23 protein-coding genes, 1 tRNA gene and 1 pseudogene are annotated in these 24821 nt (G+C 72.2%); 15 read left to right on the top strand and 10 right to left on the bottom strand.

Annotation, left to right across the window (positions count from 1 at the left end; all coding sequences use genetic code 11):
* The first annotated feature begins 55 nt into the window (after positions 1–55).
* Complete coding sequence (locus QC385_RS29845) at positions 56–1042, top strand: aldo/keto reductase (protein WP_279544504.1); 987 nt, start codon at positions 56–58, stop codon at positions 1040–1042.
* Positions 1039–3279, top strand: a complete 2241-nt coding sequence (locus QC385_RS29840) for an ATP-dependent DNA helicase (RefSeq protein WP_279544503.1) — start codon at positions 1039–1041, stop codon at positions 3277–3279. Before QC385_RS29845 ends, QC385_RS29840 begins: the two co-directional genes overlap by 4 nt.
* Positions 3280–3343: 64 nt before the next feature.
* On the opposite strand, the gene QC385_RS29835 is transcribed toward QC385_RS29840, so the two are convergent.
* Positions 3344–4054, bottom strand: a complete 711-nt coding sequence (locus tag QC385_RS29835) for a hypothetical protein (protein WP_279544502.1) — start codon at positions 4052–4054, stop codon at positions 3344–3346.
* Positions 4055–4101: 47 nt separating this feature from the next.
* On the opposite strand from QC385_RS29835, the gene QC385_RS29830 reads away from it, so the two are divergent.
* A complete protein-coding gene (locus tag QC385_RS29830) occupies positions 4102–4290 on the top strand; it encodes a DUF5703 family protein (RefSeq protein ID WP_010045410.1) in 189 nt (62 codons plus the stop codon).
* 98 nt (positions 4291–4388) lie between these two features.
* On the opposite strand, the gene QC385_RS29825 is transcribed toward QC385_RS29830, so the two are convergent.
* From QC385_RS29825 to QC385_RS29815, 3 genes are all read right to left on the bottom strand, one after another.
* Positions 4389–5279, bottom strand: a complete 891-nt coding sequence (locus tag QC385_RS29825) for a chaplin family protein (protein WP_279544501.1) — start codon at positions 5277–5279, stop codon at positions 4389–4391.
* Between the two features lie 129 nt (positions 5280–5408).
* Positions 5409–5642, bottom strand: a complete 234-nt coding sequence (chpH, locus tag QC385_RS29820) for a chaplin ChpH (RefSeq protein WP_086563975.1) — start codon at positions 5640–5642, stop codon at positions 5409–5411.
* A gap of 150 nt (positions 5643–5792) precedes the next feature.
* A complete protein-coding gene (locus tag QC385_RS29815) occupies positions 5793–7118 on the bottom strand; it encodes a M20/M25/M40 family metallo-hydrolase (RefSeq protein WP_279544500.1) in 1326 nt (441 codons plus the stop codon).
* Between the two features lie 195 nt (positions 7119–7313).
* On the opposite strand from QC385_RS29815, the gene QC385_RS29810 reads away from it, so the two are divergent.
* The 4 genes from QC385_RS29810 (at position 7314) to QC385_RS29795 (ending at position 13352) form a co-directional block, all read left to right on the top strand.
* A tRNA-Leu gene (locus tag QC385_RS29810) sits at positions 7314–7398 on the top strand.
* A gap of 293 nt (positions 7399–7691) precedes the next feature.
* Positions 7692–11558 (top strand): Pls/PosA family non-ribosomal peptide synthetase, encoded by a 3867-nt coding sequence (locus tag QC385_RS29805; RefSeq protein ID WP_279544499.1) that lies wholly within the window; start codon positions 7692–7694, stop codon positions 11556–11558.
* 68 nt (positions 11559–11626) lie between these two features.
* The gene (locus QC385_RS29800) at positions 11627–12967 is read left to right on the top strand and encodes a M1 family metallopeptidase (protein ID WP_279544498.1); all 1341 of its coding nucleotides are present in this window, start codon (positions 11627–11629) and stop codon (positions 12965–12967) included.
* A 13-nt stretch (positions 12968–12980) separates the two neighbouring features.
* Positions 12981–13352, top strand: coding sequence for a YchJ family protein (locus QC385_RS29795; protein WP_279544497.1), 372 nt, complete (start codon positions 12981–12983; stop codon positions 13350–13352).
* Between the two features lie 19 nt (positions 13353–13371).
* On the opposite strand, the gene QC385_RS29790 is transcribed toward QC385_RS29795, so the two are convergent.
* Positions 13372–14073 (bottom strand): FadR/GntR family transcriptional regulator, encoded by a 702-nt coding sequence (locus tag QC385_RS29790; protein WP_279544496.1) that lies wholly within the window; start codon positions 14071–14073, stop codon positions 13372–13374.
* 137 nt (positions 14074–14210) lie between these two features.
* Here QC385_RS29790 and QC385_RS29785 point away from each other — a divergent pair, with 137 nt between their 5' ends.
* Genes QC385_RS29785 through QC385_RS29770 form a run of 4 tightly spaced genes read left to right on the top strand, consistent with a single transcriptional unit; the run spans position 14211 to position 18008 of the window.
* Positions 14211–14729, top strand: coding sequence for a gluconokinase (locus QC385_RS29785; protein ID WP_279544495.1), 519 nt, complete (start codon positions 14211–14213; stop codon positions 14727–14729).
* Positions 14730–14780: 51 nt separating this feature from the next.
* The gene (locus QC385_RS29780; protein ID WP_279544494.1) at positions 14781–16178 is read left to right on the top strand and encodes a GntT/GntP/DsdX family permease; all 1398 of its coding nucleotides are present in this window, start codon (positions 14781–14783) and stop codon (positions 16176–16178) included.
* A 13-nt stretch (positions 16179–16191) separates the two neighbouring features.
* Positions 16192–16956: an SDR family oxidoreductase gene (locus QC385_RS29775; protein WP_279544493.1), complete on the top strand. Its 765-nt coding sequence runs from the start codon at positions 16192–16194 to the stop codon at positions 16954–16956.
* 20 nt (positions 16957–16976) lie between these two features.
* Complete coding sequence (locus tag QC385_RS29770) at positions 16977–18008, top strand: L-idonate 5-dehydrogenase (protein WP_279544492.1); 1032 nt, start codon at positions 16977–16979, stop codon at positions 18006–18008.
* Positions 18009–18078: 70 nt separating this feature from the next.
* On the opposite strand, the gene QC385_RS29765 is transcribed toward QC385_RS29770, so the two are convergent.
* The 4 genes from QC385_RS29765 to QC385_RS29750 form a co-directional block, all read right to left on the bottom strand.
* The gene (locus QC385_RS29765; RefSeq protein ID WP_279544491.1) at positions 18079–18693 is read right to left on the bottom strand and encodes a cytochrome b/b6 domain-containing protein; all 615 of its coding nucleotides are present in this window, start codon (positions 18691–18693) and stop codon (positions 18079–18081) included.
* Complete coding sequence (locus tag QC385_RS29760; RefSeq protein ID WP_279544490.1) at positions 18677–19402, bottom strand: molybdopterin-dependent oxidoreductase; 726 nt, start codon at positions 19400–19402, stop codon at positions 18677–18679. Before QC385_RS29760 ends, QC385_RS29765 begins: the two co-directional genes overlap by 17 nt.
* Before the next feature lie 111 nt (positions 19403–19513).
* Complete coding sequence (locus tag QC385_RS29755) at positions 19514–21049, bottom strand: APC family permease (protein ID WP_279544489.1); 1536 nt, start codon at positions 21047–21049, stop codon at positions 19514–19516.
* A 37-nt stretch (positions 21050–21086) separates the two neighbouring features.
* Entirely contained in the window at positions 21087–22037 is a 951-nt protein-coding gene (locus QC385_RS29750) for a hypothetical protein (RefSeq protein WP_279544488.1), read from the bottom strand.
* A 366-nt stretch (positions 22038–22403) separates the two neighbouring features.
* On the opposite strand from QC385_RS29750, the gene QC385_RS29745 reads away from it, so the two are divergent.
* The 4 genes from QC385_RS29745 (at position 22404) to QC385_RS29730 (ending at position 24698) form a co-directional block, all read left to right on the top strand.
* Complete coding sequence (locus QC385_RS29745) at positions 22404–23315, top strand: DMT family transporter (protein WP_279544487.1); 912 nt, start codon at positions 22404–22406, stop codon at positions 23313–23315.
* A 27-nt stretch (positions 23316–23342) separates the two neighbouring features.
* On the top strand, positions 23343–23879 hold the full coding sequence (locus tag QC385_RS29740) for an NUDIX hydrolase (protein WP_279544486.1): 537 nt from the start codon (positions 23343–23345) through the stop codon (positions 23877–23879).
* A gap of 94 nt (positions 23880–23973) precedes the next feature.
* On the top strand, positions 23974–24366 hold the full coding sequence (locus QC385_RS29735; protein ID WP_279544485.1) for a YidH family protein: 393 nt from the start codon (positions 23974–23976) through the stop codon (positions 24364–24366).
* Positions 24363–24698 carry a DUF202 domain-containing protein gene (locus QC385_RS29730; protein ID WP_279544484.1) on the top strand — a complete coding sequence of 112 codons (336 nt, stop codon included), beginning with the start codon at positions 24363–24365 and terminating at the stop codon, positions 24696–24698. The genes QC385_RS29735 and QC385_RS29730 overlap by 4 nt, the downstream gene beginning before the upstream one ends.
* Here QC385_RS29730 and QC385_RS29725 read toward each other — a convergent pair.
* A pseudogene (locus QC385_RS29725) lies at positions 24695–24821 on the bottom strand (IS481 family transposase); the annotation flags it as partial. The gene QC385_RS29730 and the pseudogene QC385_RS29725 sit on opposite strands and share 4 nt — an antisense overlap.

Below are 24821 nucleotides of genomic sequence, written 5' to 3'. Positions count from 1 at the left end.
ATCGGCTGTCCACAGCCCCCCACACGGAAGGCTCTGGCCAGTAATCTCGGCGTTCATGGAGCAGAGGCATCTCGGCCGCACCGGCCTGCGTGTGTCCCGGATCGGGCTCGGCACCCTGACCTGGGGACGGGACACCGACGAGCACGACGCCGCGGACCTGATGAAGACGTTCTGGGAAGCGGGCGGGACCCTCGTCGACACCGCGGACGTGTACGGCGACGGAGAGGCCGAGTACCTGCTCGGCAGGCTCATGGACGGCCTCGTGGCCCGCCGGGACCTGGTCATCTCGACCAAGGCAGGGAGCGTGCCGGACCCCGACCGCCGCTTCGACACCTCCCGCGGCCATCTGCTCTCCGCGCTGGACGCCTCGCTCTCCCGGCTCGGCACCGACTACGTCGATCTGTGGCACGTCCACGCCTTCGACCCGGACACCCCGCTGGAGGAGACCCTCCAGGCCCTCGACCTCGCGGTCGCGAGCGGGCGTGCCCGCTACGCCGCCGTCTCCAACTTCTGCGGCTGGCAGCTGGCCAAGGCCGCGACCTGGCAGCTGGCGGCCCCCGGCACCCGGACCCGGCTGGCGGCCACGCAGCTGGAGTACTCGCTGCTCCAGCGGGGCGTCGAGCGCGAGGTGCTGCCCGCGGCGCTGGACCTGGGCATCGGGCTGCTGCCGTCCTCGCCGCTGGGGCGCGGTGTGCTGACGGGCAAGTACCGGGGCGACACGACGCCGCCGGACTCGCGCGGTGCCTCGGAGCACCTCGCGCCGTTCGTCGCGCCCTATCTGGACGACACGGCGAGGCGCATCGTGGACGCCGTGACGACCGCGGCCGACGGTCTCGCGGTGACGCCGCTCCAGGTGGCGCTGGCCTGGGTCCGCGACCGGCCGGGGGTGACCGCGCCCATTGTCGGCGCGCGCAACGCGCAGCAGCTCACGGCGGCATTGTCAGTGGAGACCCTTAGTCTTCCTGACGAGATCTGCCGGGCGCTCGACGACGTGTCGGCGCCCGTGCACCGCTATCCCGATCACGACTGGAGCACGCTGTGAGCACGGAGCCGGAGACCACGGAGGACGCCGAGCCGGGGACGCCGACCGGTGGTGCGGAGACCGAGGCTACCGAGGAGGGCGCGGCCGGTTCCGGTGAGGTGCCCGAGACCGAGGCGACCGAAGGTGAGGCGCCCGCAGCCGAGGGGACCGAAGGGGACCCGGCCGCTTCCGGTGAGGTGTCCGCGGCCGAGGCCGAGCTGCGGGCCCAGCGCGCCGAGCGGGAGCGCATCGAGCAGCGCAAGGCCGAGAAGAAGGCACGGATCGAGGCCGGCACCAAGCTGAGCGGGAAGGCCGCCGACCTGCTCGCGGCCGTACGGGCCGTGGAGAGCGGCGAGAAGCCGGCCGCCACGGTGTTCGAAGAGCCGGAGCCCGCCCCCCGGCGCTCCGCCCCGGAGCCGGTACGACGGCCGCAGCCGGTGGCGGCCGAGTCCGTCGCCGCGTCGGCGGCTCCCGCGCCGGCGGCGGTGCAGGCCGTGCGGCAGGTGCTCGGCGCGGGCGGAGCCCCCGAGACGCTCGCGCCGCAGGTGGCCGCGGCCCTGGGCGAGGGAGCGGACGAACTGCTGCGCGCGGACCCCTGGCAGTTGCTGCGGGTCACCGGTGTGCGGCCCGAGCAGGCCGACGGGTTCGCGCGAGCCCTGCTCGGCGCCGAGTGCGGGCCGGACGACGGGCGGCGGGGCCGGGCCGTCACCGTCTGGCTCCTTGAGCAGGCGGCGCTGGCCGGGCACACCGCCCTGGAGATGTCGGCGCTCCTGGCGGCCCTGGCCCAGCGGGGCGTGCCGGACCCCGACAGCGCGGTGCAGGACGCGATCGCGGAGGGTGATGCCCTGGTCTTCCAGGACGCCCTGGAGGACACCGGTGCCGCGCCGGCCCGGACCGAGGAGGAGGGCACGGAGGAGGACGAGGAGCGTCCGGTCCGTGTCCTGGCCGGCCTGGAGCGGTACGCGCTCGCGGAGGAGAGCCTGGCCGACGGCCTGGCCCGGCTCGTGAACTCGGTGCCCAAGCAGGACGGTTCGGCCGAGGACTGGGAGCGGGTCGCCGCCGCGGCCCAGGGGTCGACGGGTGAGCTGCTCCGGGCGGTCGCCGCTCATGGCCTGGTCCTGCACACCGGCGGCGAGGCCTCCCTGACGGAGCCCGCGGCACTGCTCACCGCCGCGCACGCCCTCGGCCTGCGTGCCTGGGCCGCCACCCACGGCCCGATCGGCCGCACCCGCTTCGCGGCCCTGCTGCAACGCTCCGGCACCGGGTCCGGCACCCCGTCCGCCGACGCTCGGTCCGCCGGCGCCCACGGGCCCGTCGCCACCGTCGCCGGACTGCTCTCCGGTGCCGAAGGACCTGGCCGGGACACCGACGGGGCGCTGGACCTCGATCTGCTGGTCGTGCTCGACGCGCCGCAGCTGGATGTCGAGACGGCCGCGCTGCTGACGGAGTCGCTGCCGGACGGGGCGCGGCTGGTGCTGGCCGGGGACCCGGGGGTGCTGTGGTCCGTGGGTCCGGGCCGGGTGTTCGCGGATCTGCTCGCGGCGCGGATCTGCCCGCAGGTCGCCTCCCGGCAGCCGGATCCCGGGCCGCTGGGCGAGCTGGTCTCCGGTATCGGCATCGGCGAGCTGAACCAGGTCGAGGCCCCCGGCAAGGAGGTCGTGATCGTGCCGGTTCGGGACGCGGGCGAGGCCGTGCACCGCACGGTTCAGCTCGTCGTGGACTCGGTGCCGCGGGCGATCGGCGTTCCGGCCGAGCAGACGCAGGTGATCACACCGGGGCACGGCGGCGCCGTCGGCACGCGTGCGCTCAACGCGGCGTTGAAGGAGCGGCTCAATCCGGGCCCGGGACGCTTCGGCGGCTTCGACCCCGGTGACCGGATCGTCTACTCCCCCGTGCCGGGCCGTGCGCTGACGGGCCGCGTGGTGAAGGCGGATGCCGAGGGGCTGCACCTGTCGTGCGAGGGCGAGGACGTCGTCGTACCGAAGGAGCGGGTGGAGCAGTCCGTGCGGCACGGCTGGGCGCTCACGGCGCACCAGGCGGTGGGGAGCCGGTGGCCCGCGGTGGTCGTGGTGCTGCCCGGCGATGCCGCGCAGGCCCTCAGCCGGCCGTGGGTGTACACGGCGTTCGGGCGGGCCGACCGCCATCTGTCCGTCGTGCACGGTGTGGAACAGGCGTTGGCCAGGGCCGTGGCCGAGGTTCCGGCGAAGCCCCGCACGACCCGGCTCCCGGTGCTGCTCGCTCCGCAGATCAGCGGCTGACGACGACGGCGGTGGTCACGGGCCGTCCCCGTGACCACCGCCGTCGGGTGGCCGACGCGTGCGCTCAGCGGCGGTCGGCGTCCAGCGGCTCCAGATCCTCGTCCTCGTCCAGATCGGTGGCGAGGTCCTCCACCAGCTCCTCCGGGTCGTCGTCATCGTCGTCGTCGATGCCGATCTCGTCGTCGAACACGGCACTGACGTCGAAGCGGCAGACCACGCTCTGCGGATCGACCTGCTCGAACGGCGCCTCCAGCCACTCGCCGGGGTCGGCCGGTTCCTCCGCCGCCGTCACCCAGAGCGTGGAGTCGCCCTCCTCCAGCCCGAACTCCTTGTGCCGGGAGGCGATCTCGTCGGGTTCGAACTCGCCGAAGAGGAGGCCCAGCGCACCATGGACCGTCCCGGAGGCGGCCGGGCCGTCCTCGCCCTCCGCGGACTCGATCCGCTGCGCCTGCGCGAGCAGCCGCTGCGGCTCCGCCACCGCGTAGTCGCGGCGGATCAGTACGCTCAGCGCGTTCGGTTCCTCGGGCCCGGTGTACGGGGGCAGCGCGTCCTCCGTACCGGGGATCTCGAAGGGTGTGACCTCGTCGTAACGGTCGTAGAGCAGTTCGTCGTACACCTCTGCGGCCGCGGCCAGCTGGTTGAACGCCTCGTAGACGGCCGGGTCGTCCTCCCCCGACCTGCGTTCGACCGCGGCCAGGTGGCGGTCGAGCGCGGTCTTGACCGCCTCGGCGGCGGCGCGTACCTCGGCAGCGGTGGGCTGCGCAGCATCAGACATAGTGCAGACGCTATCCGTACCAGGCCCCAGCCCGCACAATAGATGCGATGCCGGAATACGAATTTGTCGACGTGTACGTACCGCGCGGGGTCTCCCGCAAGGAGACGGCACGTCTGCTGACGGACCATGCCGAGTACGGACACTGGGAGTTGCACCGTCTGAGCCTGCTGCGCGACGGCAGCCGCAAGGTGCGGTTGCGCCGGCGGATCATCCGTCAGGTGCGGGCCACGTGGTGAGCTGAGACGGGGCACTGGAGAAGGCACACACGGGAGCGGGCCCCGCATCGGCGGGGCCCGCTCCGTTTTCCGTGGGCTGTCAGGCCTGTCCGGGGCTGTCAGGCCGAGGTGCGGGCCTTGCGGTAGAGGATCGAGCCCGCGAGCAGCGCGCCGGCGCCGGCCGGCAGGGCGAGGCCGAGCGGCAGGTCGCTGCCGGTGCTGGCGAGCTGCGCGTCGCCCTTGGGCTGGGTGACGAACTGGCCGCCCGGCTGGTTGCCGTGCGAGGAGCCGCCCGGCGTCTCGCTGTCCGCGCCGGGCGTCGCGCCCGGGGTACCGGGGTCGCCAGGGTTTCCGGGAGTGCCGGGGTCGCCAGGGTTTCCGGGAGTGCCGGGGTCGCCAGGGTTTCCGGGAGTGCCGGGGTCGCCCGGATCACCGGGGTTTCCGGGGTGGCCCGGGTTCCCGGGGTGGCCCGGGTTTCCGGGGTCGCCCGGGTTTCCGGGATCGCCCGGCTGTCCCGGGTTCCCGTTGCCGCCGCCGGGCGGGTTGCCGTGGTGCCCGCCGGAGCCGCCGTTCGCGCAGTCGTTGCCCGTGCTGGAGTTGCCGACGGCGACGACGTCGACGCTGTTGCCGCAGACGTTCACCGGCGCGTGGATCGGCGCCTCGACGTGGTTGCCCGAGCCGACGCCGGGCGAGTCACCGGCATGGCCGCCGGCGTGCGAGCCGCCGTGACCGCCTGAATCGCCGTATCCCCCCGACGACGGTCCACCGCCCTGGTTGGCGCACGAGTTGCCCACCGACGGGTTGAGGACACCGATCACATTGACCGTGTTCCCGCAGACGTTGACCGGCGCGTGCACCGGCGCCTGCACCGTGTTCCCGGACAGCACGCCGGGCGAGCCCGAGCCGGAGCCCTGCGCGCCCGAGTCGGCGTGAGCGGAGCCGCCCGCGGCGGCGATCACGCCGGTCGCGGCCGCCACGGTCATCAGACCCTTGCGGGTGACCTGTCGCATTCCTGAATACCTGCCTTCGGCCTGTCTCGAATTCTTCTCGAATTCCTCGAAAGAAGCGTTCGGTCCCAGAGCGCATGGCATGCGCTCCGGGACCGATGGCTCATAACTCCCCTCAAAGAGGGGGGAGCGTCACTTGTTGACGCAGGTGTTGCCGAAGGCGGGGTTCAGCAGCCCGATCACGGAGACCGTGTTGCCGCAGACGTTCACCGGGACGTGAACGGGCACCTGAATGACGTTGCCGGACACGACGCCCGGGGAGTGCACGGCGGCACCCTGGGCACCCGAGTCGGCGACGGCAAGGCCCGCGCCCGCGAGAACCAGACCACCGGTGGCAGCCGCAGCAGCGACGACCTTCTTGATCATTATTCCTCCTAGTTGGCAAAGCGACCTATCTTGCGATCGCATTACCTGTAACGAGGAGGGAGTAATGAGGCTACGAGCTTATGGTCGCATTCACCCTTCCCAGTCGATCTCGCACGCCCGACCGAATAGCGGTGTTTCGTATGGGCGGTTTCAGGACGCGTCGATGAACCGGTCGAGCACCCGCGCGCCGAACTTGAGGCCCTCCACCGGCACCCGCTCGTCCACGCCGTGGAACATGCCTGCGAAGTCCAGCTCCGGCGGCAGCTTCAGCGGCGCGAAGCCGAAGCCCCGGATGCCCAGGTCGTCGAAGGACTTCGCGTCCGTCCCGCCGGAGAGCATGTAGGGGATCGCCTTGGCGGTCGGGTCCTCGGCCAGCAGCGAGGACTGCATCGCCTCCACGAGCGCCCCGTCGAAGGTGGTCTCGACGGCCTTGTCGGCGTGGATGTCCTCGCGCCGCACCTTGGGGCCGAGGATGCGGTCGAGGTCGGCGAGGAACTCTTCCTCGTGCCCGGGCAGGAACCGTCCGTCGACGTGGGCGGTCGCCTCGCCCGGGATGACGTTGACCTTGTAACCGGCGCCGAGCTGCGTGGGGTTGGCCGTGTTGCTCAGCGTCGCGCCGATGAACTTGGCGATGCCGCCGAGCCTCACGAGGGTCGACTCCATGTCCTCCGGGTCGAGCTCGGTGCCGAGCGCGTCACCGAGCTCGTCGAGGAAGGCGCGGGTGGTCTTGGTGACCCGCACCGGGAACTTGTGCCGCCCCAGCCGCGCGACGGCCTCCGACAGCTCGGTGATCGCGTTGTCCCGGTGGATCATCGACCCGTGCCCGGCCGTGCCGGCCACGGTCAGCTTCATCCAGTGCATGCCCTTCTCGGCCGTCTGGATCAGGTACAGCCGCCGCTCCTCGCTCACGGTGAAGGAGAATCCGCCCACCTCACTGATCGCCTCGGTGACGCCCTCGAAGAGGTCCCGGTGGTTGTCGACGAGGTAACGGGCCCCGTACGTGCCGCCCGCCTCCTCGTCCGCGAGGAACGCGAGGACGATGTCGCGCGGGGGCTTGCGCCCGCTGCGCATCCGGTCCCGGACGACCGCGAGGGTCATCGCGTCCATGTCCTTCATGTCGACGGCACCGCGGCCCCACACGCAGCCGTCGGCGATCTCGCCGGAGAAGGGGTGGTGGGTCCAGTCGTCCGCGTTGGCCGGCACGACGTCCGTGTGGCCGTGGATGAGGAGCGCGGGCCGGGACCGGTCCTCGCCCTCGATCCGGGCCACCGTGGAGGCGCGGCCCGGGTGCGACTCGAAGATCTGCGGTTCGAGCCCCACCTCGGCGAGCTTCTCGGCGACGTACTCCGCCGCCTTGCGCTCGCCCGGACCCGAGTGGTCGCCGTAGTTGCTGGTGTCGATCTGGATCAGCTCGCGGCAGAGGTCCACGACCTCGTCCTCGCCGGTGACATTCCTGGCCGTGTCCGTCTCGCTCACGTGCTTCCTCCCGGTGTCACTGCTGGTGGGTCCCCCTCATCCTCCCTCTCCCCGGCCCGCGCCCCAAGACCGGTCCCGGCCCGTCACACGCCGTTCACGCCCGGCCGGGTGCGGGCGGGGGGTGATCGGCCACCCCTGAGAGCCTGGTAATGTTTACGTCGTCGCCGCGGGGAGAACCCGCGCGACAGACACCTTGTCCGGGTGGCGGAATGGCAGACGCGCTAGCTTGAGGTGCTAGTGCCCTTTATCGGGCGTGGGGGTTCAAGTCCCCCCTCGGACACAGATCGAAAAGCCCCTCTCACCGAGGGGCTTTTCGTCGTTTTCCGGGGAGGAAGGCCTCCCGCCGGGGGAATGTGGGCGACATCTCGCCAGGTCGGCAGAAGCACAGGTGGGAGCCGGGGCGCCGGACCTCCGGGGTGTCTCGCGTTCGCCTCCACGTGGCGGACATGACAGGGCGAAGTCACCCGACCACTAGAGTATTGGGCTTGTTCGCACCGGAACGGAACATCCCCAGGCAGACCTGCGGGCCCACCGGCGCCCCGGATGGTCCGGGTTCGAGACTTCGAGGATCCGATGGCCGCCCTGCACGACAGCCCTGACCTCACCGTGCTGGACCGGGAGCTGAGCACAGCCCCGAGCGACGTCGCCCGTTTCTCCGCCGGTCCCGCGGCCTCCCCCCGCACCCTGGTCGACATCTTCGAGGCATCCGTACGCGCGTACCCCGACGAGCCCGCACTCGACGACGGCCGCCGGCTGCTCACCTACCGCGCGCTGGCGGTCGAGGTGGAGCACCTGCGGCAGCGGCTGGCCGCCCTGGACGTCGGGCTCGGGGACCGCGTCGGTGTCCGGGTCCCGTCGGGCACCAACGACCTGTACGTGGCGATCCTCGCGGTGCTGGCCGCCGGCGCCGCGTACGTGCCCGTGGACGCCGAGGACCCCGACGAGCGGGCCGATCTGGTCTTCGGCGAGGCCGGGGTGCGGGCGGTCATCGGGGCCGGTCACGAGCTGACCGTCCAAGGTGCCGCCGGTCACACCGCCGCCCGGCCCGGTGCCGGGCACGACGCGTGGATCATCTTCACCTCCGGCTCCACCGGGAAGCCCAAGGGCGTGGCCGTCAGCCACCGCAGCGCCGCGGCCTTCGTGGACGCGGAGGCCGCCCTGTTCCTCACCGACGAGCCGATCGGGCCCGGTGACCGGGTCATGGCCGGGCTGTCCGTCGCCTTCGACGCGTCCTGCGAGGAGATGTGGCTGGCCTGGCGGTACGGCGCCTGTCTGGTGCCGGTGCCGCGCTCGCAGGTCAGGAGCGGCGCCGATCTCGGGCCCTGGCTGGTCGAGCAGGAGATCACGGTCGTGTCCACCGTGCCGACACTCGCCGCGCTGTGGGAGCCCGAGACCCTGAACGACGTACGGCTGCTGATCTTCGGCGGCGAGGCGTGCCCGCCCGAGCTGGCACAGCGGCTGGTGACCGAGGGGCGCGAGGTGTGGAACACCTACGGGCCGACCGAGGCCACCGTCGTGGCGTGCGCGTCGCTGTTGGGCGGCGAGGAGCCGATCCGGATCGGGCTGCCGCTGGACGGCTGGGAGCTGGCCGTCGTGGACGAGGCCGGAGAGCCCGTGCCGATGGGCGGCAGCGGACAGCTCGTGATCGGTGGGGTCGGGCTCGCCCGGTATCTCGACGCCGAGAAGGACGCGGAGAAGTACGCGCCACTTCCGTCGCTGGGCTGGGGGCGGGCGTACCGCAGCGGTGACCTGGTGCGGGCCGAGCCGGAGGGGCTGGTCTTCCTCGGGCGGGCCGACGAGCAGGTCAAGCTCGGTGGGCGCCGTATCGAGCTCGGCGAGGTGGACGCCGCCTTGCAGGCGCTTCCCGGTGTCGCCGGCGCGGCCGCCGCCGTGCGTACCGCTCGCAGTGGAAACCAGCTCCTCGTCGGGTACGTCGTCATCCAGGAAGGGTGGGACCAGGCCACCGCCGTCGAGAAGCTGCGTGCCGAACTGCCCGCCGCGCTCGTGCCGCTGCTCGCGCCGGTCGACGAGCTGCCCACCCGTACGTCCGGCAAGGTCGACCGGAACGCGCTGCCGTGGCCGCTGGAGGGCCTGGTCAGCGACGGCCCGGCCGAGGAGCTGTACGGGACCGAGGCGTGGCTCGCCGAGCAGTGGGGCGAGGTGCTCGGCATCCCGGTGGGCAGCGCCTCCGACGACTTCTTCGCCATCGGCGGGAGCAGCCTGGCCGCCGCCCAGCTGACGACGAGGCTGCGCACCCGCTACCCGAGCGCGGCGGTGCTGGACCTCTACCAGCATCCGACGCTGCGCAAGCTGGCCCGGCACCTGGAGGAGTCCGCGCAGGGCGACGGCTCCCGGCGGGTGGTCGAGCCGGTGCCGGCGCGGGCCGGGGTGGTGCAACTGCTGCTGCTCCTTCCGCTGTTCACACTGCTCGGGCTGCGCTGGATGGTGCCGCTGGCCGCCCTCGGGAACGTGCTGGGGGCGTACTCCTGGCTGCCGAGTGCTCCCTGGTGGGTCGTGGGTGCCGGGGCGTTGCTGTTCTTCAGTCCGCCGGGACGGCTGGCCATCGCCGCCGGTGGGGCGCGGCTGTTGCTGCGCGGGGTGACGCCGGGTCGCTACGCACGCGGTGGGAGTGTGCATCTGCGGCTGTGGACGGCCGAGCGGCTCGCCGAGTTCAGTGGCGCGGCCTCGCTCACCGGTTCCTGGCTGGAGAGGTACGCCCGGGCGCTCGGCGCCAGGGTCGGGTCCGACGTGGATCTGCACTCGCTGCCGCCGGTGACCGGGATGCTGAAGCTCGGGCGGGGTGCCGCCGTGGAGTCCGAGGTGGATCTGTCGGGCTACTGGCTGGACGGTGACCGGCTGGAGATCGGGCCGGTCAAGGTGGGTGCCGGTGCGGTGGTCGGGACGCGCAGCATGCTGTTCCCAGGTGCGCGCGTGGGCAAGCGGGCCGAGGTCGCGCCCGGTTCCGCCGTCGCCGGGCAGGTGCCCACCGGGCAGCGCTGGGCCGGGGCGCCCGCCGTGAAGCTCGGCAAGGCCAAGCGGAACTGGCCCAGGGAGCGGCCGGACAAGGGCGTGTTCTGGCGGGCGATGTACGGCGTCTCCGGGTTCGGGCTGAGGGCCCTGCCCCTGCTCGCCGGACTCGGCGCGCTCCTCACCGCCGGCCTGTTCGTGGCGCCCGGCGGCGGGCTCGGTGAGGCGCTGCGGGGCGCGGCGCTCGCGCTGGTGCCGGCGACCGTGGCCTTCGGCGCGGTGTACGCGCTGCTGCTGCTCGTCGCCGTACGGCTGCTGAGCCTCCGGCTGCGCGAGGGCACGCACCCGACGCACAGCAGGGTCGGCTGGCAGGCCTGGACGGTCACGCAACTGATGGACCAGTCCCGGGAGATGCTGTTCCCGCTGTACGCCGGGCTGGTCACGCCGGTGTGGCTGCGGCTGCTCGGGATGCGGATCGGGCGGGGCGCCGAGGTGTCGACGGTGCTCGCGCTGCCCAGCCTGACCACGGTGGGCGACGGCGCGTTCCTCGCGGACGACACGCTGACGGCGCCGTACGAGCTGGGCGGCGGGTGGATGCGGATCGGGCGCGCGCAGATCGGGCGCCGGGCGTTCCTCGGGAACTCGGGGATGACCGCGCCGGGGCGCAGCGTGCCGGACGGCGGGCTGGTCGGGGTGCTGTCGGCGACGCCGAAGAAGGCGAAGAAGGGCAGCTCGTACCTGGGTCTGCCGCCGGTGAAGCTGCCGCGCAACGCGGGCGGCGGCGACCAGAGCCGGACGTACGAGCCGCCCGCGCGGCTGCTGTGGGCGCGCGGCCTGGTGGAGTTGTGCCGGATCGTTCCGGTGCTGTGCTCGGCCGCGCTGGCGGTGCTGACGGTGGCGGCGCTGAGCGCGCTGGGTGGCTGGGCGTGGCCGTTGGCCGGGGTGGTGCTGCTGACGGTGGGGACTGCGGGGTGTGCTCTGTCCGTGGTCGCCAAGTGGCTGCTCGTGGGGCGGCACCGCAGTGGTGAGCACCCGCTGTGGAGCTCCTTCGTGTGGCGCAACGAGCTGGCCGACACGTTCGTCGAGGTGGTGGCGGTGCCGTGGCTGGCCGGGCGCGTGCCCGGTACGCCGCTGGTGACGCTGTGGCTGCGTGGGCTCGGTGCCCGGATCGGGCGGGGCGTGTGGGTGGAGAGCTACTGGCTGCCGGAGACCGACCTGGTCACGCTCGGCGAGGGGGCGACGGTGAACCGGGGCTGTGTGCTCCAGACCCACCTCTTCCACGACCGGATCTTGCGGACGGATACTGTGGTCCTCCGTGAGGGCGCCACTCTGGGCCCGGGCGGGATCGTCCTGCCCGGCAGCACCGTCGGGGCCCGCACCACGCTGGGTCCGGCGTCCCTGGTGATGGCCGCGGAGTCCGTGCCCGACGACACGCGCTGGCTGGGCAACCCGATCGAGGCATGGCGTCGCTAGGCGGGCCCCCCGTGGGGCCGGGGGCCGACGGACGTCGTACGAGCGCAGTGCAGGGAGCGGACGCAACAGTGGCGGTTCAGCAGTCAGTGGGTCAGGACCCGTACTTCCCGGGCAACGGTGACCGCCGGTACCGGGTGCACCGGTACGAGCTCACGCTGGACTACCGCCCGGCGCCGAACCGGCTGTCGGGAACCGCGCGGATCAACGCCATCGCGGGCCGTGGCCAGCTCACCGAGTTCCAGCTGAACCTCGCGGATTTCCGGGTGGGCCGGGTGCGGGTCGACGGCCGCGCGGCGCACTACACGCACCGGGGCGGCAAGCTGCGCGTCCGCCCCGCGAAGCCGCTGCGCACCGGTGCCGCGTTCACCGTCGAGGTGCAGTGGTCGGGGAACCCCCGGCCGGTGAGCAGCCCCTGGGGCGGCCTCGGCTGGGAGGAGTTGGAGGACGGGGCGCTGGTGGCGAGCCAGCCGGTCGGGGCGCCGTCGTGGTACCCGTGCAACGACCGGCCCGCCGACAAGGCCTCGTACCAGATCTCGGTCACGACGCCGTCGGCCTACGCGGTGGTGGCCGGTGGACGCCTGCTCACCCGCACGACGAAGGCCTCGACGACCACCTGGGTGTACGAGCAGGCGGCGCCGACCTCCAGCTATCTGGTGGGGCTGTCGATCGGGAAGTACCAGACCGTGCTGCTGGGCGACCCGGGCCCGGGCGGGGTGCCGCAGCACGGGCACATTCCGGCGCACCTGCTCCCCCGGTTCTCCCGGGACTTCGCGCGGCAGCCCGCGATGATGGAGTTGTTCCAGGAACTGTTCGGGCCGTACCCCTTCGACGAGTACGCGGTCGTCGTGACCGAGGAGGAGCTCGACGTCCCCGTCGAGGCACAGGGGTTGTCGCTGTTCGGGTCCAACCACGTGGACGGGGCGCGGGGTTCGGAGCGGCTGGTCGCGCACGAGCTGGCGCACCAGTGGTTCGGCAACAGCGTGTCCATCGCCGACTGGCGGCAGATCTGGCTGAACGAGGGGTTCGCGAAGTACGCCGAGTGGCTGTGGTCGGAGCGCTCGGGAGGCCGCGGCGCCCGGCAACTGGCCGCCGCCGCACACCGGTCGCTGTCCGCGCTGCCGCAGGACCTTCGCCTCGCCGATCCGGGGCGGAAGTCGATGTTCGACGACCGTCTCTACCAGCGCGGCGGGCTCACCCTGCACGCGGTGCGGTGCGCCCTGGGCGACGACGCGTTCTTCCGCATGCTGCGCGGGTGGGCGAGCCTGCACCGGGGCGGGGCGGTGACCACGGCGGCCTTCACCGCGCATGTGGCGCGGTTCGCTGACGAGCCGCTGGACGAGTTGTTCGACGCGTGGGTGTACGGGACGGCGCTGCCGCCACTGCCCTCGTCCGGGACGGACACGCCCTAGGACAATGACCGGTATGAGTACGCGTTCCTGCCCGTGCGGCCTCCTCGTGGCCTACGGCGACTGCTGCGGCCGCTATCACTCCGGCGCCGCCGCCCCGACCGCCGAGGCGCTGATGCGGTCGCGGTACAGCGCCTTCGTGAAGGGGGACGCCGGGTATCTGCTGCGGACCTGGCATCCGCGGACGCGGCCCGGGACGCTGGAGCTGGATCCGCGGATGCGGTGGACCGGGCTGGAGATCCTCGCGACGAGTGACGGGTCGGCGTTCCACTCCGCCGGGACGGTGGAGTTCCGGGCGTCGTACCGGGGCGGCTCGCTGCACGAGCGGAGCCGGTTCGAGCGGGTCGACGGGGCCTGGGTGTACGTCGACGGGGAGTTTCTGCCGTAGCGGGTGCTTGCGGAGACCCCTAGGGCGCCAGGATGTCGAGTTCCTGGAGGGCGCCGACCGTGATCTCGCGGGTCAGTTCCTCCGCGCGGACCGCGTCGCGCGCGCGGACCGCCTCGGCGACCTGGACGTGGAGGGTGACGGCGGCCGGGTCGGGGTCCTCGAACATCACGTCGTGGTGCGTGCGGCCGGCCAGGACCTCGGCGACGACGTCGCCGAGGCGGGCGAACATCTCGTTGCCGGAGGCGTCCAGGATGACGCGGTGGAAGGCCATGTCGTGGACGAGGTACTCCTCCAGCTTGTGACCGCGTGAGTTGGCGACCATGCCGAGGGCGCACTCGGTGAGTTCGGCGCACTGCTCGGACGTGGCGTGCCGGGCGGCGAGGCCCGCGGCGACCGGTTCGATCGCCGAGCGCAGCACCGTGAGGGAGCGCAGCTGCCGGGCGCGGTCCTTGCCGGCCAGGCGCCAGCGGATGACCTGCGGGTCGTAGACGTTCCACTCCGACGTCGGGCGTACGGTCACGCCCACGCGGCGGCGGGATTCGACCAGGTGCATGGACTCCAGGACGCGGACGGCCTCGCGCATCACCGAGCGTGACACGTCGAAACGCTGGGCGAGCTCGTCCGTGCGCAGGACACTGCCCGGCGGGTATTCGCCCGCCGTGATCTCGGGGCCGAGGGTGTCCAGTACGTGGCCGTGCAGCCCCCGGCCCGGTGTGCTCATGCACTCAGCGTACGGGGTAGATCACGGAGACAAAAAGTCAGACTTATTCATCACGACCCCTTGAATTTGTCGTACCTAATGAGTTTCAGTTGCGTCGACATCACGTGTCGACGGAGACAGCAGACAGTGAGGCAGCGATGAACACCCCCCACGTCGTCGTGGTCATGGGCGTCGCCGGCACCGGCAAGACCACCATCGGTCCCCTGCTCGCGGCCCGGCTCGGCGTTCCGTACGCCGAGGGCGACGACTTCCACCCGCAGGCCAACATCGCCAAGATGACGGCCGGTACCCCGCTCACCGACGAGGACCGCCGGCCCTGGCTGGACGCCATCGGCGAGTGGGCGCACGGGCGGGCCGGGCTCGGCGGGGTGGTCAGCTGCTCGGCGCTGAAGCGGTCGTACCGCGACCGGCTGCGGGCCGCCGCGCCCGGCGTGGTCTTCGTGCACCTCACGGGTGACCGCGCGCTCATCGAGGACCGGATGTCGCACCGGCAGGGGCACTTCATGCCCACGGCGCTGCTCGACTCCCAGTTCGCCACGCTCCAGTCGCTCCAGGCGGACGAGGCCGGGGCCGACGTGGACGTCTCGGGCAGCCCGGAGGAGATCACCGAGCGGGCGGCGCTCGCCCTGGAAGACCTCCCCGAGCCCGTCCAGTAGCCCCTGCCGGTCCCCCTCCCCCAGTCCCCTCCAACGCAAGGGAACCCACCCGTGACCAGACTCAGCGTCGAGATGCTGGCAGCGGACGCACCCGAGCCGATCACCTCGGCCGGCCACGCTCAGCTGGGCATCGCCGTCCTGGCGGGCATCGCCGTCATCGTCCTGCTCATCACCAAGTCCAAGCTGCACGCGTTCCTGGCGCTGACCATCGGGTCGCTGGCGCTCGGCGCGATCGCCGGGGCGCCGCTGGACAAGGTCCTCACCAGCTTCAGCGCCGGCCTCGGCACCACGGTCGCGGGCGTCGGGGTGCTGATCGCCCTCGGCGCGATGCTCGGCAAGATGCTCGCCGACTCCGGGGGCGCCGACCAGATCGTCGACACGATCCTCGCGAAGGCCGGCGGGCGGTCGATGCCGTGGGCGATGGTGCTCATCGCCTCGGTGATCGGACTGCCGCTGTTCTTCGAGGTCGGCATCGTGCTGCTGATCCCGGTGGTGCTGATGGTCGCCAAGCGCGGCAACTACTCGCTGATGCGCATCGGCATCCCGGCGCTCGCCGGCCTGTCCGTGATGCACGGCCTGGTGCCCCCGCACCCCGGTCCGCTGGTCGCGATCGACGCCGTCAAGGCCGACCTCGGCGTGACGCTGGCGCTCGGTGTCCTCGTCGCCATACCCACGGTGATCATCGCCGGTCCGCTGTTCTCGAAGTACGCGGCCCGCTGGGTGGACGTCCCCGCCCCGGAACGCATGATTCCGCAGCGTGCTTCGGAGGACCTGGAGAAGCGTCCCGGCTTTGGCGCCACGCTGTTCACGGTCCTGCTGCCGGTGATCCTCATGCTCGCCAAGGCGCTGGTCGACATCGTCGTGGACGACCCGGAGAACCTGGTCCAGCGCGTCTTCGACGTGATCGGCGCCCCGATGATCGCGCTGCTCGCCTCGGTGCTCGTCGGCATCTTCACGCTGCTGCGGCCCGCCGGGTTCTCCAAGGAGCGGATCTCGCCGCTCGTCGAGAAGAGCCTCGCGCCGATCGCGGGCATCCTGCTGATCGTCGGCGCGGGCGGCGGCTTCAAGCAGACGCTGATCGACACCGGCGTGGGCCAGATGGTCCTGGACATCTCCGAGGACTGGTCGATTCCCGCGCTGCTGCTGGCCTGGCTGATCGCGGTGGCGATCAGGCTGGCGACCGGTTCGGCGACGGTGGCGACGGTCTCGGCGGCCGGTCTGGTCGCCCCGCTGGCGGCCGACATGTCGACCACGCACGCGGCCCTGCTGGTCCTCGCCATCGGCGCCGGCTCGCTGTTCTTCAGCCATGTCAACGACGCCGGGTTCTGGATGGTGAAGGAGTACTTCGGGCTGAGTGTCGGCCAGAACATCAAGACCTGGTCCGTCATGGAGACGATCATCTCGGTGGTCGCCGGCGGCATCGTCCTGCTGTTGTCCCTCGTGATCTAGGAGTGCCGCGGCCATGACGGCTCACCCTCTCTTCGACATCAGCGGCCGTACGGCCCTCGTGACCGGCTCCAGCCGGGGCATCGGGCTCGCGCTCGCCCGTGGTCTGGCGGAGGCCGGCTGCACGGTCGTCCTCAACGGACGCGACAAGGACCGGCTCGCCGAGGCCGCCGCCGGGCTGCCCGGCGACCGGGTGCACACGGCGGCGTTCGACGTGACCGACGGATCATCGGTGGCCTCGGGGGTCGCCGAGGTCGAGGAGCGGGTGGGTCCGCTCGACATCCTCGTCAACAACGCGGGCATGCAACTGCGCGCTCCGCTACTGGAGTTCACCGAGTCCGACTGGCACCGGATCCTGGACACCAACCTGACCAGTGCCTTCCTGGTCGGCCGGGAGGCTGCGCGCCGGATGACGGAACGCGGCCACGGAAAGATCATCAACATCTGCTCGTTGCAGAGCGAGGTGACACGGCCCGGGATCGCACCGTACGCCGCCACCAAGGGTGCGCTGAAGATGCTCACCAAGGGCATGTGCGCGGACTGGGGTCCGAGCGGTGTGCAGGTCAACGGGCTCGGTCCGGGCTACATCGAGACGGAGCTGACACGACCGCTGGTCGAGGACGAGGAGTTCAGCGCCTGGGTGCGGCGGCGCACCCCGGCCGGCCGCTGGGGCCGCACCCAGGACCTGGTGGGCGGGGTGCTGTTCCTCGCCTCCCCCGCGGCCGACTTCGTCAGCGGTCAGGTGCTGTACGTCGACGGCGGCATGACGAGCGTGTTGTGACCACCTGCCGGGAGGCTGTGATGCTGGGTTGTGTGATCCACGGTCAGGGTGACCTGCGCGTGGCGGAGTTGCCGGTTCCCCAGCCCGGACCGGGGCAGGCGCTGGTCGCCGTGCGGTACGGCGGGGTGTGCGGGTCCGATCTGCACTACTGGCGGCACGGCGGGGTCGGGGACTTCCGGCTCCGGGAGCCGATGGTGCTCGGGCACGAGGTTGTCGGAACGGTGGTCGGGTACGGTGCCGGCGCGTCGGGCCCGGCGCCGGGTGCCGCCGTCGCCGTGCATCCGGCGACGCCGTGCGGGGTGTGTCCGGAGTGCTCGGACGGTCGGCGGAACATCTGCCGGGACACCCGGTATCTGGGCAGTGCGGCGCGTTTTCCGCATGTGCAGGGAGGGTTCGCGGCGCACATGGTCGTGCCCTGGGAGCAGGTGCGGGCCTTGCCGGAGGGCCTCGAGCTGCGCCGGGCCGCGCTCGCCGAGCCGTTGTCCGTCGCCCTGCACGCGGTGCGGCGGGCCGGGGAGGTGGCCGGGCGGCACGTCCTGGTGACCGGTGCCGGGCCCATCGGCTGTCTCGTGGTCGCGGCGGCGAAGGCGGCCGGGGCGGTGCGGGTGACCGTCACGGATCTGCTGCCCGAGGCGCTGGAGTACGCCCGGATCGCCGGTGCCGGGACGCTCGTACGGGCCGATGATCCTGACGACCCGGGGTGGCCTTCCGAAGTGGACGTCGCGATCGAGGCGTCCGGAGTGGCTGCCGGGCTCGACACGTGTCTGCGGCGCGTGCGGCGGGGCGGGGTCGTCGTGCAGTTGGGGATGTTGCCGGCGGGGCACAGTCCGTTCGCGGGGAACCTTGTGGTGAGTCGGGAGATCGAGCTGCGGGGGGCGTTTCGCTTCGACGGGGAGTTCGATCAGGCGCTGGAGCTGCTGGCGGGGGAGGCTGCGTTCGACGGGCTGATCAGTGCGGTGGTGTCGGTGAGGGAGGCCGAGTCCGCCTTTGCCCTGGCTGCTGACCGGAGTCGGTCTTGCAAGGTGCTGTTGGATTTCGCCCAGTCGCCGTAGCTGGTTCTGTCGTCGCGCGGCTGCGGGTGTGTTGTGGCTTGTCGCGCGGTTCCCCGCGCCCCTGACGAACCTACTGGCGCCATAGAGGGTGCTGTTGGTCTGCCCACTCTCTGCTCACCGAGCCCGTGCGCATACCTCTCCTGGATTCCGGGTCGGCCAGGGCCATGCCGATGTGACCGGCCAGGACCATGCCGATGGTGAGGGCCAGCCAGTCGTGGACGAACGTCGCACTGGTGCGCCACAGGAGGGGGGTGAGGTGGGTGAACCACATCATCAGGCCGGTGCCGAGCATCACGAGGGTGGCGCCGGCGATCCAGGACGCGTAGAGCTTCTGGCCGGCGTTGAACTTGCCCGCGGGGCGGGACGAGGGACGCTTGTCGCGGTGCAGGGCGGCGCGCAGCCAGGTGCGGTCGTGCGGGCCGAAGCGGTTGAGGTGGCCCAGGTCGGTACGCAGGGCGCGGGAGGCGAGGCCGGCCAGGACCGGGATGGGCAGGGCGAGGCCGGTCCACTTGTGCAGGGTGACGACGAGGGCACGGCGGCCTACGAGTTCGGCGAGCTGGGGGACGTAGAGGCAGGCCGCCGTCAGGACGCAGACGCCCATGAGCGCGGCCGTCGTGCGGTGGACCCAGCGCTCGGTCCGGCTGAAGCGCCTGACAGCGACCGCGGTGTCAGGTCGTGGGCTCATCGTCACGTCCGTTCGAGCGGCCCACCCAGGCGTCGACGTCGTAGCCGCGCTCCTCCCAGTACCCCGGCCGGACCTCGTCGGTGACGGTGATGCCGGAGAGCCACTTGGCGGACTTGTAGAAGTACATGGGCGCCACGTAGAGGCGGACCGGGCCGCCGTGGGAGTGGCCGAGGTCCTTGTCCTGCATGCGCAGGGCGACCAGGACGTCCGCGCGGCGGGCCTGGGCGAGGGTGAGGCTCTCGGTGTAGGTGCCGTCGAAGCAGGTGAAGCGGATGGCCTTGGCCGTGGGGCGGACCTTGGCGGTGTCGAGGAGGCGGGACAGGCGTACGCCCTCGAAGGGGGTGTCGGGGACCCGCCAGCCGGTGACGCACTGGACGTCGCGGACCAGGCGGGTCTGCGGCAGGGCCTTGAGGTCGGCCAGGGTGTAGGTCGCGGGGTGGTCGACCAGGCCGTCGATCGTGAGGCGGTAGCTGCCGGCGTTCTTGCGGGGAACGGACGAGGCGACCGAGTAGTAGCGGAAGCCGCCGCCGTTCGGGAGCAGTCCGGTCAGGCCGGTGGGGTCCTTGTCGGCGGCGCCGCCGAGGAAGCCCTCCAGGCCGCGTTGGAGCTGGGGCGCGGCGACCACGCCGAGGGCGCCCAGGCCGAGGGTGCCGAGGAAGACGCGGCGGCCGACCGGGGTGCCCCGTGGTCCGGGGGGTTCGTCGTTCATGCCCTCATGTACGTCCTCGTTCACGTTCTCATTCGAACACCCGCGGCCCCGTCAGGACAGGGATCGCGGGTGCTCGTCAGAGTTCCGTAACCACTTCTTACGCGGCCGGGGTCAGGACGACGCCGCCTTGTCGAGCTGGAACGCCTCGTTGCCGAGCCCGATCCGGGCGTGCTTCTCGGGGGCACGGGCGCGCAGCACCAGGCCCAGGACCAGGCCGGCGGCCAGGGCGAGGCCGATGGTGCCGGGCAGTATCCAGCTCAGCGAGGAGCCCGGGCCGGCGCCGACGAGGACCTCGAAGTCCTTCACCGTGTAGCCGGCGATCACGAGCAGGGCGATGCCCGCCAGGGCGGAGGTGACCAGCCGCCAGGCCTGGGCGCCCGCGGCACCCCGGCGGACGAAGAAGACGACGACCGACAGGGAGGCCGCCGCCATCAGCACGATCACGCCGAGGGCGCCGATGTTGCCGAACCAGGTGAACAGGTGCAGGACCGGCGCGGTCGGGTCGCCGGCCGGCTTGTCGTCGACGATCGCGAAGGCGGCCACGACGACCACGGCCACGACGGTCTGGAGCAGCGAGCCGGTGCCCGGAGCGCCGCTGGTGCCGCTGGTGCGGCCGAAGGCGGCGGGCAGCAGGCCCTCGCGGCCCATGGCGAAGGCGTACCGGGCGACGACGTTGTGGAAGCTGAGCAGCGCGGCGAACATGCCGGTGACGAACAGGACGTGCAGGACATCGGTGAAGGTGCCGCCGAGGCGCGACTCGGTGAGGAAGAACAGCAGTCCGGCGCTCTGCTTCTGGGCGGTGCCGACGATCGCGGCGGGGCCGGTGGCGACGGTGAGGGCCCAGCTGCTCAGCGCGAAGAAGACGGCGACCCCGCCGACGGCGAGGAACATCACGCGCGGCACCAGGACGTGCGGACGGGTGGTCTCCTCGGCGTACACGGGTGCCTGCTCGAAGCCGAGGAACGCGGCGATGCAGAAGCACAGCGCGGTGCCGACGCCCGCGCCGGTGAGGGTGTCGGGGTTGAAGGCGTGTAGCGAGAGGCCTTCCTTGCCGGGGTCGGCGAGGGCGGCGACGTCGAAGATCACGACGAGGAGCACCTCGATGACGAGCAGCACGCCGAGCACGCGCGCGTTGACGTCGATCTTCAGCCAGCCCAGCAGGCCGACGGCGAGCGCGGCCACGAGCGCCGGTATCCACCAGGCGATCTCCACCTCGGCGTAGGTGGCGAGGAGCCCGGAGACCTCGAAGCCGAAGATGCCGTAGATGCCGATCTGGAGCGCGTTGTAGGCGACGAGGGCGACCAGGGCGGCGCCCGCGCCGGCGGTGCCGCCGAGGCCGCGGGAGATGTACGCGTAGAAGGCTCCGGCGTTGTGGACGTGGCGGCTCATCTCGGCGTAACCGATGCTGAACAGGATCAGGACGACGCCGAGGACGACGAAGAGCAGCGGCTGACCGACGATGCCCATCACCGCGAATGTAGTGGGCATGACACCCGCGACCACCATGAGCGGGGCGGTCGCGGCGAGGACGGAGAGCAGCAGTCCCCCGGTGCCGAGCCGGTCGGCGCGCAGGGCGCGCTCCTGTCCCTTGAACGTGCTGATGCCGCCGGCTGCGGATGTGCTCGTGCTCGAACTGTCCGTGGTCATCGGGAGAGCGTCCTCACTTCTGGATTTCCGGGGGGTGTCAGGCCGTGCCCAGCGCGGCGGCGCGGGCGGCGGCGAAGGCGGTGTGCGGGTCGCGGTCCGGGTACGACCAGGGCGCCGGGGTGGCGTGCCGGCCGATCCGGTGGAACAGGGCGGCGGCCTCGGCGCCCCGCCCCTCGCAGAATTTGGCGTGGGCGAGGAAGTTGAGGTCGATCAGCCGGCGCGGATGACCCTCCTGTTCCCACTCCAGCCACCAGTCGAAGGCGGCCTTCATCACCTGCCGGGCGCGGCGGCCCGTCCAGTGGCCCGAGGCGGCCGGGTCGGCGGGTTCGTGCCCGGCGGCGGCCAGCGCGCGGTAGCGCTCGGCGTGCGCGATGACCGGCAGGATCGCGAGCGGGGAGTCGGCGGGTGCCTGCTCGGCGGCCCAGCCGGCGAAGTCGTAGACCTCGTGCAGGGGGTCCGGGCCGGCCTCCGTGCGGCGTCCGGCGAGCCGGGCGACCATCAGGTGGTGGGCGTGGTGGTGGTCGGCGTAGCGGGCGCGGACCTGCTCGAAGGTCCGGACCACGTCCTGGTCGGTGCCGACCGCGCACTCCAGCAGGAGCAGGCCGAGCCAGGGGGTGGGGTCGGCGGGGGCGCGGGCGGCGGCGGTCGCGCAGGCCTCGCGGGCCCGGACCGGCTTGCCCTTGCCGTGCAGGGCGCGCCGGACCTGGGCGAGGGCGAGCAGGACCGCGGCGTCGGCTGACTCGGGTTCGGCGAGCAGCCACTCACGGGCCCATGCCGCGCAGTAGGGCTCCCGTGCGAGGACCGTGACGCGGTGGCCGCGCCGGTCCCAGTCGTCCGCGGTGTGCACCAGCAGTGAGCGGGCGTTCTGCCAGCGGCCCTGCGCCAGCGCGGCGCGGGCGGCCGCGAGGTCGGCGTCGTCGAGGGCCTCGTCGAAGGCCTGAGACGCACGTCTGCGGCCACGGCCGAGGGGAGGCGGGGGTGGGGGCACCGCGGGACTTCCTCACGCGCTCTTCTTGTGTTTCGGCTCACGGCGGTCGATGGAGCGCGTGTGTGCGCTTCGCCATGAACTGATCACGCACAGCCAACCGTCAGCCAACGGTTGACGTCAAGGGCCGCCAGGGCGTTACACGCGTCAACTGCTGTTACTCGTGAGGCTTTTGTGATCAAAGGGGTCCCAGAGGACGGCGGGACGAGCATCCCTTTTATCCGTTTCGCCCTTTGTGGCGTGCGTCATAGTGCTGGGCGGTCACCACCGCTCAGGATGGGACGACGTACGGGCGCGCCGGGCGGAGCCGGCCGGTACAGTCGGCCCCTACGCCATCGTGAACCCGACCTGATGATCGAGGTACACCGCGTGTCGGTTCTAGTCCTGGTGCTCGCCGTGAGCGCCGCCTGCTGTCTGGGCTTCGGCTTCGTGCTTCAGCAGAACGCGGCCCAGCGCGCTCCGCTCAACGACTTCCTGTCCTTCCGGCTGCTGATCGACCTGGTGAAGGTGCCGCGCTGGCTCGGCGGTATCGGGCTGATGGTGCTCGGCACGGCGCTGGGTGCCGCCGCACTGGGGCAGGGCGAGCTGTCGCTGGTGGAGCCGCTGCTCGCGACGAACCTGCTCTTCGCGCTCGCGCTGTCCCGCCGGCAGACCCGGCAGCCGCTCGGCCGCCAGGGCTGGGCGGGACTTCTGCTGCTGGCGGGCGGTGTGACCACGTTCATCGTGGCGGGCGAGCCGCACGGCGGCGCCGCGACGGCCGATCCGATGCGGCAGTGGCTGATCATCGGGGCCATGACCGGGCTCGCCCTGCTGCTCACGGCGCACGCCAAGCGCTCCCGGCTGGGCTCCGGGCCGGTGCTGCTGGCCCTGGCCGCCGGGCTGCTGTACGGCGTGCAGGACGCGCTGACCCGGGTGAGCGGGGAGAAGTTCGCCGAGGGCGGCTTCGCCGGGCTGCTGACCGGCTGGCAGCCGTACGCCGTCCTGGCGCTGGGCGTCACGGGGCTGCTCCTCGTGCAGAGCGCCTTCGAGACCGCGTCCCTGCGCAAGTCGCTGCCCGCCCTGACAGCGGCCCAGCCGATCGCCGGGATCATCTGCGGCGTCGGCTTCCTGGGCGACCGGCTGCGGACCGACGCGGTGGCGCTGAGCTGGGAGGCGGGCGGTCTCCTCGCCGTGGTGGCCGGGATCATGCTGCTGGGTCTGCATCCGGCCATGCCCTCGGGGTCGGCGGAGCGGGCACGCGTGGGGCGGCTCCAGCCGCAGCTTCAGCCGCAGCCGCAGTGACGCCTCGCGCCCTGCTTGGATGAGGGCATGAGTGCTGCGGGTGAAGGCTTGAGTGCCGCTGACGAGATCCTCGACATCGTCGACGAGAACGACCGGGTCATCGGGCAGTCGCCCCGGGGCGAGGCCTACGCCAGGGGTCTGCGGCACCGCTGTGTGTTCATCCAGGCCCGGGACGCCGCGGGGCGGATCTTCGTGCACCGGCGGACGCCGGCCAAGCTGGTCTTCCCCTCCCTGTACGACATGTTCGTCGGCGGCGTGGTCGGCGCGGGCGAGACCTACGACACGGCGGCCCTGCGCGAGGCCGAGGAGGAACTGGGCGTCACGGGTCTGCCGCTGCCGCGCTACCTCTTCAAGTTCCTCTACGACAACGGCTCCGGTCAGACCTGGTGGTCGGCGGTGTACGAGGTCCGCTGCGACCTTCCGGTCCAGCCGCAGGCCGAGGAGGTGGCCTGGTACGACTTCCTGCCCGAGGACGAGGTGCGGCGGCGCCTGGGCGACTGGGAGTGGGTACCGGACGGGCTGGCGGCGTACGAGCGGCTCAGGGCGTTTCGGTCGATGGACTGAGCGGGGCTGTCCCCGGTCGGCCCAACCGCGGCAGGCGGCACTGCCACACCCTCCCCGGCGACCGGGTACCCGGGTGCCCGGTAGGGTCGCGCACGTGATCGAGTTCGTACGGAACGTCCGGTTGTGGTTCGCTCCCGCGCAGGTGCGGAAGGACGGCGAGACGCCCGACTACCGGTTCTCGCTGGCGAACGAACGCACCTTCCTGGCCTGGCTGCGCACCGCGCTCGCGTTGATCGGCGGCGGCTTCGCCGTGGACCAGTTCCTTCCGGACCTGCGCTGGGGCTGGCGCGTGGGGCTGGCGCTCGCGCTGCTGGCCGCGGGCGTGCTGTGCTCGCTGCGGGCGGTCAACCACTGGGTGCGCTGCGAGCGGGCCATGCGCCGGGGCGAGGACCTGCCGGTGTCCCGGTTCCCGGCGGTGCTGAGTCTCGTCGTCGCGATCGTCGCCCTCGCCATGGTCCTCGTGGTGCTCGTGGGGTGGGAGGGGTGAACGCGCCGGCGGCCCGACGCCAGGACCCCGACCGCGACCCCGGGCTGCAACCCGAGCGGACCCGGCTCGCGTGGCGGCGTACGACGCTGTCGGGCACGGCCTCCGCCGTGCTCGCCGTGAAGACCGCGCTGCACGGCGGGGCGTCGGCGCCCGGGCTCGTCGCGTGCGCGCTGTGCTGCGTCCTGTGGCTGGGCTTCCTGAGCATCGCCCACCGCCGTATCCGCGCCCTCTCGGCCACCGCCACCCCTGCCGCGTTCGCGCCCCGGCACGCCACGGCCGCGGTGCTGTGCACGATGGCGTTGGCGGTGTGCGGAGCGGCGCTCGTGCTCTAGGTGTATTGACCTGGAGCGTTGTTCACGCGGGAGATGGGTGGGTGGCCGCCGAGTGCGGTGTGGCAGCGGTGGTGGTTGTAGGTGTGCAGGAAGTCTGCCAGGGCCGCGGTGCGTTCGGTGTTA

The sequence above is a fragment of the Streptomyces sp. DH10 genome (assembly GCF_029813805.1).
Lineage (GTDB): Bacteria > Actinomycetota > Actinomycetes > Streptomycetales > Streptomycetaceae > Streptomyces > Streptomyces coeruleofuscus.
The sequence above is the reverse complement of the archived record's forward strand: the minus strand, read 5'-3'. Positions and strand labels throughout refer to the sequence as shown.